We start from the raw sequence: 13,869 nt of genomic DNA, 5'->3' as shown, positions 1-13,869 counted from the left end.
GCCTCGGGGAGCTGTAAGCAAGCTTTGATCCGAGGATGTCCGAATGGGGAAACCCGGCTGGATTAATCTCCAGTCACTCATACCTGAATACATAGGGTATGAAGAGGCATACCAGGGGAACTGAAACATCTAAGTACCCTGAGGAAGAGAAAACAATAGTGATTCCGTCAGTAGCGGCGAGCGAACGCGGAACAGCCCAAACCAGGGAGCTTGCTCTCTGGGGTTGTAGGACGTCTCACATGGAGTTACCAAGGATTAGGGTAGGCGAAGAGGTCTGGAAAGGCCCGCTAAAAGAGGTAAAAGCCCTGTAACCGAAATTCTAATCCCTCCGAGACGGATCCTGAGTAGTGCGGGGCACGTGAAACCCCGTATGAATCCGGCAGGACCATCTGCCAAGGCTAAATACTCCCTAGTGACCGATAGTGAAGCAGTACCGTGAGGGAAAGGTGAAAAGCACCCCGGAAGGGGAGTGAAATAGATCCTGAAACCGTGTGCTTACAAGAAGTCAGAGTCCTCTATATGGATGATGGCGTGCCTTTTGTAGAATGAACCGGCGAGTTACGTTTGCAAGCAAGGTTAAGGTGAGAAGCCGGAGCCGCAGCGAAAGCGAGTCTGAATAGGGCGAATTAGTTTGTAGGCGTAGACCCGAAACCGTGTGATCTACCCCTGTCCAGGGTGAAGGTGCGGTAACACGCACTGGAGGCCCGAACCCACGTACGTTGAAAAGTGCGGGGATGAGGTGGGGGTAGCGGAGAAATTCCAATCGAACTCGGAGATAGCTGGTTCTCCCCGAAATAGCTTTAGGGCTAGCCTCGGAAAGAAGAGTCGTGGAGGTAGAGCACTGATTGGGTGCGGGGCCCGCCAAGGGTTACCAAGCTCAGTCAAACTCCGAATGCCATAGACTTATTATCCGGGAGTCAGACAGTGAGTGCTAAGATCCATTGTCAAAAGGGAAACAGCCCAGACCATCAGCTAAGGTCCCCAAGTGTGTGTTAAGTGGGAAAGGATGTGGAGTTGCACAGACAACCAGGATGTTGGCTTAGAAGCAGCCACCATTTAAAGAGTGCGTAATAGCTCACTGGTCGAGTGACTCTGCGCCGAAAATGTAACGGGGCTAAACACACCACCGAAGCTATGGCTTGATACTTATGTATCAGGGGTAGGGGAGCGTTGTATGCGGATTGAAGTTGGACCGGAAGGACTGGTGGACTGCATACAAGTGAGAATGCCGGTATGAGTAACGAAAAGATCAGTGAGAATCTGATCCGCCGAAAGCCCAAGGTTTCCTGAGGAAGGTTCGTCCGCTCAGGGTAAGTCGGGACCTAAGGCGAGGCCGAAAGGCGTAGTCGAAGGACAACAGGTTGAAATTCCTGTACCACCGTAAGCCGCTATGAGCAATGGGGTGACGCAGGAGGGTAGTGACGCGAGCTGATGGATGCTCGTCCAAGCAGTGAGGCTGATGTGTAGGCAAATCCGCACATCGATAAGGCTGGGCTGTGATGGGGAGGGAAAATTTATAGTACCGAAGGTCATGATCTCACACTGCCAAGAAAAGCCTCTAGCCAGGTGAAGGTGCCCGTACCGCAAACCGACACAGGTAGGCGAGAAGAGAATTCTAAGGCGCGCGGAAGAACTCTCGTTAAGGAACTCGGCAAAATGACCCCGTAACTTAGGGAGAAGGGGTGCCCCGGTAGTGTGAATAGCACGAGGGGGCCGCAGTGAAAAGGCCCAAGCGACTGTTTAGCAAAAACACAGGTCTGTGCGAAGCCGCAAGGCGAAGTATACGGGCTGACGCCTGCCCGGTGCTGGAAGGTTAAGGGGAGTGGTTAGGGGTAACCCGAAGCTATGAACCGAAGCCCCAGTAAACGGCGGCCGTAACTATAACGGTCCTAAGGTAGCGAAATTCCTTGTCAGGTAAATTCTGACCCGCACGAATGGCGTAACGACTTGGGCGCTGTCTCAACGAGAGATCCGGTGAAATTTTAATACCTGTGAAGATGCAGGTTACCCGCGACAAGACGGAAAGACCCCATGGAGCTTTACTGCAGCTTGATATTGGACTTTGATACGATTTGTACAGGATAGGTGGGAGCCTAGGAAGCCGGAGCGCCAGCTTCGGTGGAGGCGCCGTTGGGATACCACCCTGATCGTGTCGGAGTTCTAACCTAGTACCGTGATCCGGTGCGGGGACAGTGTCAGGCGGGCAGTTTGACTGGGGCGGTCGCCTCCTAAAGAGTAACGGAGGCGCCCCAAGGTTCCCTCAGAATGGTTGGAAATCATTCGAAGAGTGCAAAGGCAAAAGGGAGCTTGACTGCGAGACTGACAAGTCGAGCAGGGACGAAAGTCGGGCTTAGTGATCCGGTGGTACCGCATGGAAGGGCCATCGCTCAACGGATAAAAGCTACCCTGGGGATAACAGGCTTATCTCCCCCAAGAGTCCACATCGACGGGGAGGTTTGGCACCTCGATGTCGGCTCATCGCATCCTGGGGCTGAAGTAGGTCCCAAGGGTTGGGCTGTTCGCCCATTAAAGCGGTACGCGAGCTGGGTTCAGAACGTCGTGAGACAGTTCGGTCCCTATCTGTCGTGGGCGTAGGAAATTTGAGAGGAGCTGTCCTTAGTACGAGAGGACCGGGATGGACGCACCGCTGGTGCACCAGTTGTTCCGCCAGGAGCATAGCTGGGTAGCTAAGTGCGGAAGGGATAAGCGCTGAAAGCATCTAAGCGTGAAGCCCCCCTCAAGATGAGATTTCCCAATTAGTAAGACCCCTTGAAGACGACGAGGTTGATAGGCCTGAGGTGGAAGTGCAGCAATGTACGGAGCTGACAGGTACTAATCGGTCGAGGGCTTATCCAAAAATCTAAAATGCAAATGAGTTTCGTATCCAGTTTTCAGGTGATCAAGCCTGATAGTTAATGTTCCCTGATAGCTCAGTTGGTAGAGCACTCGACTGTTAATCGAGTTGTCACAGGTTCGAGTCCTGTTCGGGGAGCCATTATGGAGAGGTGTCCGAGTTGGCCGAAGGAGCACGATTGGAAATCGTGTAGGCGTCACAAGCGTCTCGAGGGTTCGAATCCCTCTCTCTCCGCCATAATTATCTTATATACTTTATTACATGGCCCGTTGGTCAAGGGGTTAAGACACCTCCCTTTCACGGAGGTAACAGGGGTTCGAATCCCCTACGGGTCACCATGTATGGAGGCTTAGCTCAGCTGGGAGAGCATCTGCCTTACAAGCAGAGGGTCAGCGGTTCGATCCCGTTAGCCTCCACCATACAATTGACGCGGGGTGGAGCAGTCCGGTAGCTCGTCGGGCTCATAACCCGAAGGTCGTAGGTTCAAATCCTGCCCCCGCAATTGATTTCAATCTCATAGTGTGGAGCCGTGGTGTAGAGGCCTAACATGCCTGCCTGTCACGCAGGAGACCGCGGGTTCGAATCCCGTCGGCTCCGCCATTATTCCTAATAACGGAATATGAGTATTGATTTATCAAAAAAAATATGATATAATTTTTATTACTGTCATTATTATATGGCTCGGTAGCTCAGTCGGTAGAGCAGAGGACTGAAAATCCTCGTGTCGGCGGTTCGATTCCGTCCCGAGCCACCATAACATGAATAATGACAAACGCCGGTGTAGCTCAATTGGTAGAGCAACTGACTTGTAATCAGTAGGTTGGGGGTTCAAGTCCTCTCGCCGGCACCACATGGAGGCTTAGCGAAGTGGCCAAACGCAGCAGACTGTAAATCTGTTCTCGTACGAGTTCGGTGGTTCGAATCCATCAGCCTCCACCAGTTTTATAGGGGCATAGTTTAAAGGTAGAACAAAGGTCTCCAAAACCTTTGGTGTGGGTTCAATTCCTGCTGCCCCTGCCATTTCTTTAGAAGAAGAGAATATTTATTATGGCGGTCGTGGCGAAGGGGTTAACGCACCGGATTGTGGCTCCGGCACTCGTGGGTTCAAGTCCCATCGATCGCCCCATTTAATTTTAAAATGAATATTATTGGGGATTAGCCAAGCGGTAAGGCAACGGACTTTGACTCCGTCACTCATAGGTTCGAATCCTATATCCCCAGTATTTATATGCGGACGTGGCTCAGCGGTAGAGCATCGCCTTGCCAAGGCGAGGGTCGCGGGTTCGATTCCCGTCGTCCGCTCCATATATTTTATGGCGCCATAGCCAAGTGGTAAGGCACAGCTCTGCAAAAGCTTTATCCCCAGTTCAAATCTGGGTGGCGCCTTCATTTAAATTTTGCGGGAGTGGCGGAATCGGCAGACGCACAGGACTTAAAATCCTGCGGTAGGTGACTATCGTACCAGTTCAAGTCTGGTCTTCCGCATTGTTTGAACTCATGCGCCCTTAGCTCAGCTGGATAGAGCGTTTGACTACGAATCAAAAGGTCAGGAGTTCGAATCTCTTAGGGCGCGCCATATAAATAAACATATGATTGTGCCGGTGTGGCGGAATTGGCAGACGCGCGCGACTCAAAATCGTGAGGGAAACCGTGGGGGTTCGAGTCCCTTCACCGGCATCACACAGACGGGTTTATAAAATTGCTTAAGGGCAGTTTTATAAACCTGTTTTTGTTATTCTTATCAAGAGGACTACAGAAATACTCCCGAAAGCATACCGTCACTTGGATGCCTCCGGGAGCTACTTGCACTAGGAATTATGAGTAAATTACAGCTGAAGCCGATATTAAATCTAGCTTCTAGCCCGTTGATCCGTCCGATAGGTCTTAACCGCTGGCGGGGTGTAGTTTACGAATTGATCCAGAATACCACTTGGGGTAGTGTCTGTAATGACCATGGAACGATAGTTGTCGTGCATGAATCTCTCTTGAGTCATATGATCGAATAGAGCGATGAGAGAGTCGTAATAGTGGTTGATATTTAGAAGCCCGCATGGTTTATGGTGTAATGCTAATTGTCCCCAGGTCAGGATCTCGAAGTATTCCTCCATCGTTCCGGGACCACCTGGCAGGGCAATAAAGCCGTCAGCCAGTTCAGCCATCTTCGCCTTCCTCTCATGCATGGAATCCACGATAATCAGCTCTGATAGAGTTGTATGGGCGATCTCACGGTCCTGCAAGAAGCTTGGTAGAACTCCTATCGCATGTCCGCCTCTCTCAAGGACAGAGCTGGCGACCTCGCCCATGAGTCCGACGCTTGCGCCGCCGTAAATCAGTGTAATGCCGCGTTCGGCTAGTTCATAACCTAACGCCCGTGCGCCCTCTTGATACACCGGGGATGCCCCAATACTGGAACCGCAATATACTGCTATACTTTTCATAGTTCGGCTTTCTCTCCTTCACTTGAATATCTGCCTTTTAATTTGGCTTGATGGGATAGAAATATTTCTTCCAGAGAGATGTCGTATCTGTTTGCAATAATCATTAAATTTCCGAGCACATCTCCTAGTTCTTCAATTAGTTCCTGTCTGTTCTCTTCAAATGTGCCCTCGATCTCATCCGGCCGGTCTCTGCCGATCTCTAATGCCCGAATGGCTCTTGCCACCTCACCTGTCTCCTCTGCAAGGAAGCCGATGCGTACGAAGATGTCCAGGTCGGACCAGCCTCTGTCCTTATAATGCTGCTTCACCCATTGTTGAAATTCAATTATGTCCAATTCAGAACCTCCAGTGAAAAGACTGACATTCGGAACGAGTGTTCCCTTTTCAGTATATCTTATTATTACTTCAAATTGGAAGCAATAAATGATTTACGAGGAGGTAGAGAAGGGGTCACTGGATAATACGATGAATATGAAGCAAATATGCCTTTCTATTCAGTGGATTAGGGCGGCTTCTGCATTTTTCCGGGGGTGCACCGGTAATGGGATAATACTCTCCCGGCTTAGTGGAGAGAAAGCCTTCTCCTCCTGTAAAAGAATACAGCACCTGCTTCAACGAATCAGTATTACGCACCGGTAGGGCTCCCTGGAGGCTATATCCGTTCGGCTCCGGGGTTGGATCGGAGAATGTGGCCTGCAGCATAGTTAAATAATATAAGGCCTTATTCAAGCTGGATTCCGGAATACGTAGAAAATAGCTGTGGTAAGGCTCGTAAACCAGAGTACTTGCTTCATCAAGCGCCTTCATCAGGACTAAAGGCACGAGATTGCGAAAATCGCCAGCGGTCGTCACCGGACTGGAATATCCCGTATGTGTCAGTGTGACGATCAAATCTCTTACTTCCCATCCATGCAGTCCTTCACGAAGCGTATCTTCAACGGTTTCTTTAATCGCCCGTTGAAAAGGCAAGGGCAGTGAGCCAAGCTCCACTTCCAGACGATATTGTAGTCCCGAGCTGACTGCGCCAGGCTCAATTCGGAGGCCTACTGTTGCATAGAATGGGTTGCCTGCTTCGCCCATAAATTCGACCGCCGACCCGCTGGATACGGGCCTTTCAATACAGATAACTTCGGGATTGGAGAAATCCGCTTCAAGGCCAAATTGATTTTTTAAAGTTTCTTCAATGACTTCTTTCTGAATGTCCCCGAAAATTTTGATGCTCATTTCATGATTCGCAGGGTTCTGTGCATATTGAATGAAAGGATCTTCCGCAGTCAGTTCCGCTAATGCCTCATGAAGGCGATGGGTATCCTCGATTTGCCGAGCGGCAATCTGAATTCGGATCGGCGGTTCCTGGAAAGCGATCACCTTCATCCGGTCGGAGCTCTGTCCGAGAATATCGCCGATCCGTAAATCTGTGCTGAACAGCACAGCTATATCCCCACCGTATACGCAGGAGGTCGGAGTTCTTCCACCGTGCTCCAGCGTCTCGAGCTTCTTGATTTTAAAGCTTAATTTCTCGTCTACATCTGCCCGAACAACGGCAATTTCACTACGAATAGTCAGGCAACCTTCATAGACCCTGATGTATGCAAATCTCTCACCAGTATCGCTCTTTCCTATTTTGAAGACTATTGCGGAAAGAGGAGCTTCGTCTTGATGGAGGTTTATCGGGAAGAATTTTCGCAAATATTCTATTATTCGGTCTACGCCGATCCCAAGAGCGGCCGATCCCGCAGCGACGGGGAAGATCTTGGCTGATCGGGTCTGCACGCACAATTCTGTAAATAGCTCACTATCCTGGATTGTTACATTCTCGATATAGTCAGACAACAGACGCTCATTATGTGCAGATAAGCGTTCCACCCATTCATCTATGTCTAGGTGACGATCTCTCACCGCAACGTTATTGCTGCCTTCATTACTGATTTCCGTTAGCTCAATAATCGGCTCCGTAAGCGACAGAGTGATTTCTTCTATGACCTTGCCGTAATTGGCACCGATGCGATCCACTTTATTAACGAACAGAATCGTCGGGATATTAAGCTCCATTAATGTGTTCATCAGCACTTTGGTTTGCGACTGAACTCCCTCGACAGCGGAGATGACGAGAATTACCCCGTCCAGGATGCTGAGGGAATGCTCTACCTCTGATATAAAATCGGCATGACCCGGCGTATCAATCAGATTGACCTTCACGTCGCCGATCCAGAAGGATACCGCAGAGGCTTTGATCGTGATTCCTCTTTTCCGTTCCAATTCCAAGGAATCTGTTACTGTATTGCCTTTATCTACAGAGCCAACGGCATTGATAATACCTGTTTCGAGCAGAATTCGTTCCGTTAAAGTCGTTTTTCCAGCGTCAACATGGGCAAGTACCCCTATATTTATCGTTTTCATTATATAACCTCACTATTATATTCATTAGATAGAATGTTCCTTTCGTCATATCATTTTTGAATTGTCGCATGCACAACGCCTCCATTTATTTAAGTTGAATTTAGTGTAGCATCATTTGCGACTTTTTAATTGAATTAAATGTAAATTTATGTAAAATAGACATGGAAACTTTAGTTATAGTTGTTTTCGGAATGCGGAAACTCGTAAAATAAAATAAATAGAACTAAAAGGAAGGTAGGTGGACGGATTGATAATCAGTGCTAGTAGAAGGACGGATATACCCGCTTTTTTTGGAGAATGGTTCATGAAGAGGATAGAGGAAGGCTACTTCTATAGGGTGAATCCGTTCAATACAAAACAGGTCAGCGGCTTTAGCCTAAAGCCAGAGGATGTGGATATGATCGTGTTTTGGACGAAAAATCCGCGGCCCTTCTTGAAGCATCTGTCTACATTGGATGACAAGGGATATAGTTATTATTTTCAATTTACGTTAAATGACTATCCGTTTGAATTCGAGCCGAATCTACCGACGTTGGACAACAGGGTGGAGGTATTCAAGAGGCTAAGCGAACAAATCGGTTCGAACCGGGTAATATGGCGTTACGATCCAATCATTATCAGCAGCTTGACGCCAGTGGAATATCATTTGCAGCGGATTGAAGCTTTGGCAGAGCGTCTGAACTCATATACGCATCGGCTAGTAATCAGCTTTATGGATTTCTATGGAAAGACGGAGAATAAAATTAAGAAGCAGCCAAGCTTAAATGATGTTTCGTTCACAGATATAACGAATCCAGAATATAAGGAACAGCTAGAAGAAATGGCGCAGCAGGTAAGCCGTATTGGTCATACTAATGGAATGCAGGTCGAGACCTGTGCTGAGGCTGTGGAGCTTGCTCATTGCGGCATTCAACATGGAAGTTGTGTAGATGGGGAATTGATCTCTGGGCTGCTTGGTAGAGATATTCAGGCCAAGAAGGACAAAAATCAGCGGGGAGCCTGTCAATGTGTCGAATCGGTGGACGTTGGGGTATATAACACCTGCCAATTTAACTGTATTTACTGCTATGCTGTGCAAAGCGAACAAGCGGTGAGTAAGACGTTGAATCATCATGATCCCGACAGTCCATCCCTAATCTATCAATATGATCAAGAGATCGAGATAAGGAAATCGTAATTCGCTACTTCCTTCAAGGCTACTTGTCAAGTGTCCAGCATCACCGTACAAATTTTTTCATTATGTTATACTCTCTGGGCATATTTCGATAACAGTTGGTTTGGCCCCTTAGCAGGAGGGTATTCACAAAAAAATTGTATGAAGGATGAACTAAATGCTAGTAATTAAGCGAGATGGTTCAGAGGTTGCGTTCAATCAGCAGAAAATTATTGATGCGATTTGCGCAGCCATGAACAGTACGGAGAAGAAGGTAGATTTGGAGCTTGCTCATAAATTAACGGACAAGGTGACGCACAAGATCTCCAAACTCGATAAAGTAGACATTGAGCATATCCAGGATGAAGTTCAATCTGCACTTATGAATAGTAGAAGAAAAGACGTCGCCGAAGCCTATATCGGCTATCGTGAGGTCAGAACCTTGAAACGGCGCGAGCGCAGCAGCCTGGATCGGAAGGTGCTTGGACTGCTGGAGCTGACGAATGAAGAAGTACTGAAGGAAAATTCCAATAAAGACGGGGCGACGATACCGACGCAGCGCGATTTGTTGGCCGGAATAATGGCTAAGGACTTCGCTCAGACTTATATGATTCCTAAACGGGTGGTTGAGGCTCATAATAGTGGTGATCTGCATTTTCATGATCAGGACTACAGTCCGTATTTTCCAATCTATAATTGCATGCTGATTGATCTGAAGGGGATGCTCGAGAATGGCTTCAAGCTCGGCAATGCTCAGATAGAGACGCCGAAATCGATTACCACGGCGACTGCGATTACTGCGCAGATTATTGCCCAGGTGGCCAGCCACATCTATGGTGGAAATACGATTAATGAAATCGATAAGATTCTTGCACCCTATGTTCTGGAATCATTTAAGAAGCATTATCGCAGGGGCTTGGAATGGCTGTATTTGCTAGATGAGTCTGAGATCAGCGAGCTCGATATTTCTTGGGAGAATGAAGAACTGCACGAGAAATATGCTCGATGCTTGGACTATGCGAAGAGGCTGACGGAGAAAGAGACCTTTGACGCCTTCCAATCTCTTGAATATGAGATCAATACGCTCGTAAGTGCCAATGGGCAAACACCGTTCAGCACGTTTGGTTTTGGACGTGGCCTGTCCTGGGCAGAGCGGCAGATCCAAATTTCTATTCTACAGAATAGAATCCGCGGTCTTGGTAGGGACGGGAAGACGGCTATTTTCCCTAAGTTGATCTTTGCTATAGAGGATGGCGTTAATCTGAAACCAAGCGACCCTAACTACGATATTAAGCAGTTGGCCTTGAAATGCAGTACGCTGCGCATGTATCCGGATATTATATCTGTTCCGAAGGTGAAGGAGATTACGGGTTCTTTCAAATTCCCAATGGGCTGTCGTTCTTTCCTGGGTGAATACGAGGAGAATGGTGAGCTGCTGCATGACGGACGCTTCAATATGGGGGTTGTGACCGCTAACCTACCTCGTATTGCCATTCGTGCCCAAGGTTCGGAGGAGAAATTCTATCGTCTTCTGGACGAACTGCTGGAGGCTTGTAAAGAAGGGCTGCTATATCGTATTGAGCGGCTAAAAGGAGTTAAGGCCAAGGTTGCTCCTATTCTATACATGGAGGGAGCGGCGGGCAGCCGACTTCAGGCGGAAGATACGATTGACCACCTGCTGGAGAATGGTCGGGCAAGCATTTCGCTTGGTTATATCGGTATTCATGAGACGATGATGGCCTTATACGGTAAATCTATATTTGAAGATGAAGTGCTCCGCGCCAAAGGCTTGCAAATCGTCGAATATTTAAGTCGTAAGACAGCAGAGTGGAAGGAAGAGACGGGGTACGGCTTCAGCTTGTATTCAACCCCTGCGGAATCCTTATGCTACCGCTTCTGCAAGCTGGATGAGAAGAAATTCGGTGTAAATCCTGGCGTAACAGATAAAGGGTATTACACAAATTCCTTCCATCTTGATGTGAATAAGAAAGTGACTCCGTTTGAGAAGATTGAATTCGAGCGAGTGTATCCTCAGTATGCGAACGGTGGCTTTATCACCTACTGCGAGTTCGACTCCTTGGTGCACAACCCTGAAGCATTGGAGGCCGTATGGGATTACGCCTATGAAAGAGTACCTTATTTCGGGACGAATACACCGACCGATAAATGTCTGGAATGCGGATATGAAGGGGAGTTCGGGGCAACGAACAGCGGATTCCAATGTCCAAACTGTGGCAATAGCAACCCAAAAACTTCATCAGTCATCCGGCGCTGCTGCGGTTATTTATCCGAGCCAAGCCAGCGTCCGTTCAACGCCGGTAAACAAAAGGAAGTTCTGTCCCGTGTTAAGCATATGTGATGCCCATGTATATTGCTGATTATAAGAAGTTTGATGTAATCAATGGAAAAGGGCTGCGGCATTCGCTCTTTACTTCAGGCTGCACGCATCACTGCAAGGGCTGCTTCAATGCGGCTACGTGGAATTTCAGCTATGGGACGCCTTATACGAAGGAACTAGAGGATCGGATCATTGCTGATTTGAATATGCCGGATGTGAAGATAGCAGGGCTATCTATTTTAGGAGGCGAACCCTTTCAGAATGTGGAAGTTCTGTCCCCGTTAATCTCAAGGGTCCGCCGTGAATGCCCTGGGAAGGATATTTGGATCTGGTCCGGATATACCTTCGAGGAGATTATTGCTGATGCCAATAAGCTGAAGCTGCTGTTAGACTGTGATGTTCTGATTGACGGTAAATTTATGCTAGAAGAGCGTAATTTGAAGCTGAAGTGGCGTGGCTCGAACAATCAGCGAGTCATTCATATCCAGGAAAGCCTGATAGCAGGGCAAGCTATTTCATACGAATAAATAAGGAGAAGCCGCTCTTTCCGTTATCATTGGAAAGAGCGGCTTCTTAATTAGCTTTTGATCGTTATTTCACTATGTGGATCACAATTTTTAACAATGGATTTGAGACGGTTGAGCTCCCAGCGATGGCATTTGCAATAGAGTAGCGCATCCTGACTTGAGGACGTTTCCTCATAGCTGGAGTCACGGTTCAAATAAAGAGCGATCTCTTGCCGAATTTCTTCACTTTTACGGCTGCTGATCATTACAGAGACATGCAGTCTTATACCACGAAGCGACAGTTTGACCGATTCAAATACGAAGATATAAGCGATGACTGAATGAGTTGCCTGTTCAAAGCCAATCAGCCAAATGGCACTGACGAATATAAGACAGTTGAATAGCCAGATCATTGCCTCTGTGGATAGTGGCAATTTGCAGTGTAGCCAATCGAATAGCTTCTCTGATGCATCCAGGGCCCCGCCGAAGCGAACGGCGAGACCGACCCCAAAGCCTAATGATAATCCGCCGGCGAGTGCAGCCGGAACCGGATTACTGGTAAGCGCCGGGAAGGGATGGAGCATAAATGATCCGAGCGATAGCACAAGCAGTCCCAGAATGGATAGAGATGTGAAGCCGCCGATTCGCTTCCAGCGCTGCAGCATGAGCAGCGGCAGATTAAGCAGAAATAAGAACAGGCCAAGCCTCATCTCTGTATAAAAGGCGAGTAATGCCGATAGTCCGGTCATCCCGCCTACGATGATTCCGTGTGGCATCAGGAACAGCTCCAGGCCGATAGAAGCGAGTAACGCTCCGGCAATGACACCCAATACCTTCGTAAGCCGGGAGTCGGGACCTTTAGCGTGAAGCTGCCGCTTCACGGGAGAGAATAACGTGAATTTGCCGTTCAAGTTCAATTCCCCTTTCCAAACCGTATTGCCTGGCGGGATAGTTATAAGATACTATCCGAAAAGCAGCGGTTTAGGAAGGACAGTTCTCTTCCTGAAGTATGCTTTGTTAGACCAGGCGTTTGTGATAGGGTACACCAATGGCACTGGAGGAACGTCTTTAGTAAATAATCGATTTGCCGGATTAAATCAGGCTGGCGGTAGCACTAAGGCTCCATACGCCAACCTGACCTTAAATCCGATTTGCTCTAAATCATGAAATTCCACTCAATAATATCTGTCTAATCTGTTGCTGATGAAGACGCTCGCCAAGAACAACTACCAATGCATCCGAAGTAAGTAGTAAATCCGGTCCTGGATTGATGTGTTTGGAATGGTTCTTCTCAATCACCGCGATAATGGTAGCTCCGGAGCGCTGGCGAATGCGCAGGTCACCGATCGTCTTGCCGATCGCTTTATACTGAGGATCAAGTCTGTACCATTCAATAATAAGATCACCAAGAGCAACTTCGATATTTTCGAGAGCAGTCGGTTTATAGGTTATTCCGCCAATAATAGCTGATACATATCGTGCCTCATCATCGTTAAGTGTAACCAGCGAATTGATCTCGTCATGGTCATCTCTGTCATAATGGAACACTTCACGTCTGCCGTCATCATGAATAATAATGGCAAGCTTATCACCGCTTTTGGTTTCGACTACGAATTTTTTACCGATTCCGGGCAAATCCGTTTCTTTGAGATTCATTTTACTTCAGGCCTCCAGTTATAAAAATAAAAAATTAGGAAAAGCATATAGCAATAAATCCCTCCGAAATTGTTACAGGCAACAAATCGACAAGGATTCTTGTGCTTAAGCCACAAACTTGCTGGTAAATTTTATAGGTGCTAAAAGGGTGCGCGTAAGGCGCAGAGAGAAAAGCGGTCGAAAGGAATCTCTAGGTATGGTCAGCAAATAATATGCCGCAATTGACAGTACCAAGAGAAATTTAACAAATGCTTTCTCGAGGGGAAGTTTATTCGGAAAAAAAGTGCTAGCTCTTACAAAATGTCGGTTATGGTTGTTCGTCTTATAAATATGCTTATAGACCGACTTCTGATGCTCACCCTGTTCGGAGGCAGTTTCTCCTGAGTAATTAACAAGAGAGACAGACATGACTAAGGCGAGACAAATTAGAAAAATGATTGCGACATTTCCTCTATTGCTCGTCGTCACGGCTGCCCCCCCTTTTGATAGCTAGGTACTTTAAAGATAGCATAAAACGCCTGATA

The 13,869-nt window shown here is 47.7% G+C and carries 8 protein-coding genes, 17 tRNA genes and 1 rRNA gene (1 of these 26 only partly in view); 21 read left to right on the top strand and 5 right to left on the bottom strand.

Annotated features, from left to right (window positions below):
* The 18 genes from EI981_RS24215 to EI981_RS24130 form a co-directional block, all read left to right on the top strand.
* Positions 1-2,856: ribosomal RNA gene (locus EI981_RS24215) — 23S ribosomal RNA — on the top strand (it extends 75 nt beyond the left edge of the window).
* Between the two features lie 63 nt (positions 2,857-2,919).
* Positions 2,920-2,995 (top strand) — tRNA-Asn (locus EI981_RS24210).
* Between the two features lie 4 nt (positions 2,996-2,999).
* Positions 3,000-3,091, top strand: a tRNA-Ser gene (locus tag EI981_RS24205).
* 26 nt (positions 3,092-3,117) lie between these two features.
* Positions 3,118-3,192, top strand: a tRNA-Glu gene (locus EI981_RS24200).
* 5 nt (positions 3,193-3,197) lie between these two features.
* Positions 3,198-3,273, top strand: a tRNA-Val gene (locus EI981_RS24195).
* Between the two features lie 9 nt (positions 3,274-3,282).
* A tRNA-Met gene (locus EI981_RS24190) sits at positions 3,283-3,356 on the top strand.
* 21 nt (positions 3,357-3,377) lie between these two features.
* A tRNA-Asp gene (locus EI981_RS24185) sits at positions 3,378-3,454 on the top strand.
* Positions 3,455-3,532: 78 nt separating this feature from the next.
* Positions 3,533-3,608: transfer RNA gene (locus EI981_RS24180), tRNA-Phe, on the top strand.
* Positions 3,609-3,628: 20 nt separating this feature from the next.
* Positions 3,629-3,704: transfer RNA gene (locus EI981_RS24175), tRNA-Thr, on the top strand.
* A 3-nt stretch (positions 3,705-3,707) separates the two neighbouring features.
* Positions 3,708-3,793: transfer RNA gene (locus EI981_RS24170), tRNA-Tyr, on the top strand.
* A gap of 7 nt (positions 3,794-3,800) precedes the next feature.
* Positions 3,801-3,874 (top strand) — tRNA-Trp (locus EI981_RS24165).
* Between the two features lie 30 nt (positions 3,875-3,904).
* Positions 3,905-3,980, top strand: a tRNA-His gene (locus tag EI981_RS24160).
* A 23-nt stretch (positions 3,981-4,003) separates the two neighbouring features.
* Positions 4,004-4,075, top strand: a tRNA-Gln gene (locus tag EI981_RS24155).
* Positions 4,076-4,084: 9 nt separating this feature from the next.
* Positions 4,085-4,159 (top strand) — tRNA-Gly (locus tag EI981_RS24150).
* 10 nt (positions 4,160-4,169) lie between these two features.
* A tRNA-Cys gene (locus tag EI981_RS24145) sits at positions 4,170-4,240 on the top strand.
* A gap of 13 nt (positions 4,241-4,253) precedes the next feature.
* Positions 4,254-4,339: transfer RNA gene (locus tag EI981_RS24140), tRNA-Leu, on the top strand.
* A 14-nt stretch (positions 4,340-4,353) separates the two neighbouring features.
* Positions 4,354-4,430, top strand: a tRNA-Arg gene (locus tag EI981_RS24135).
* Between the two features lie 21 nt (positions 4,431-4,451).
* Positions 4,452-4,531: transfer RNA gene (locus EI981_RS24130), tRNA-Leu, on the top strand.
* A gap of 173 nt (positions 4,532-4,704) precedes the next feature.
* Here EI981_RS24130 and EI981_RS24125 read toward each other — a convergent pair.
* From EI981_RS24125 to EI981_RS24115, 3 genes are all read right to left on the bottom strand, one after another.
* Positions 4,705-5,292, bottom strand: coding sequence for an LOG family protein (locus EI981_RS24125; RefSeq protein ID WP_127002582.1), 588 nt, complete (start codon positions 5,290-5,292; stop codon positions 4,705-4,707).
* Positions 5,289-5,627, bottom strand: coding sequence for a MazG nucleotide pyrophosphohydrolase domain-containing protein (locus EI981_RS24120; protein ID WP_127002580.1), 339 nt, complete (start codon positions 5,625-5,627; stop codon positions 5,289-5,291). The genes EI981_RS24125 and EI981_RS24120 overlap by 4 nt, the downstream gene beginning before the upstream one ends.
* A 115-nt stretch (positions 5,628-5,742) precedes the next feature.
* Positions 5,743-7,692, bottom strand: coding sequence for an elongation factor G (locus EI981_RS24115; RefSeq protein WP_127002578.1), 1,950 nt, complete (start codon positions 7,690-7,692; stop codon positions 5,743-5,745).
* 304 nt (positions 7,693-7,996) lie between these two features.
* Here EI981_RS24115 and EI981_RS24110 point away from each other — a divergent pair, with 304 nt between their 5' ends.
* The 3 genes from EI981_RS24110 to nrdG all read left to right on the top strand — a co-directional run bounded on the left by EI981_RS24110 (position 7,997) and on the right by nrdG (position 11,710).
* Positions 7,997-8,869, top strand: a complete 873-nt coding sequence (locus EI981_RS24110; RefSeq protein WP_237172635.1) for a DUF1848 domain-containing protein — start codon at positions 7,997-7,999, stop codon at positions 8,867-8,869.
* Between the two features lie 154 nt (positions 8,870-9,023).
* A complete protein-coding gene (gene nrdD, locus EI981_RS24105) occupies positions 9,024-11,204 on the top strand; it encodes an anaerobic ribonucleoside-triphosphate reductase (protein WP_127002576.1) in 2,181 nt (726 codons plus the stop codon).
* Entirely contained in the window at positions 11,204-11,710 is a 507-nt protein-coding gene (nrdG, locus tag EI981_RS24100; protein WP_127004983.1) for an anaerobic ribonucleoside-triphosphate reductase activating protein, read from the top strand. Before nrdD ends, nrdG begins: the two co-directional genes overlap by 1 nt.
* Positions 11,711-11,760: 50 nt before the next feature.
* Here the strand turns inward: nrdG and EI981_RS24095 are convergent, their stop codons facing one another.
* The gene (locus EI981_RS24095; protein ID WP_162616258.1) at positions 11,761-12,600 is read right to left on the bottom strand and encodes a YitT family protein; all 840 of its coding nucleotides are present in this window, start codon (positions 12,598-12,600) and stop codon (positions 11,761-11,763) included.
* 250 nt (positions 12,601-12,850) lie between these two features.
* Positions 12,851-13,345, bottom strand: coding sequence for a cation:proton antiporter regulatory subunit (locus tag EI981_RS24090; RefSeq protein ID WP_068778038.1), 495 nt, complete (start codon positions 13,343-13,345; stop codon positions 12,851-12,853).
* Between the last annotated feature and the right edge of the window lie 524 nt (positions 13,346-13,869).

This window comes from Paenibacillus lutimineralis, assembly GCF_003991425.1.
Classification (GTDB): domain Bacteria; phylum Bacillota; class Bacilli; order Paenibacillales; family Paenibacillaceae; genus Fontibacillus; species Fontibacillus lutimineralis.
Note: the sequence above shows the minus strand (reverse complement) of the source record. Positions and strands in the feature narration are given on the sequence as shown.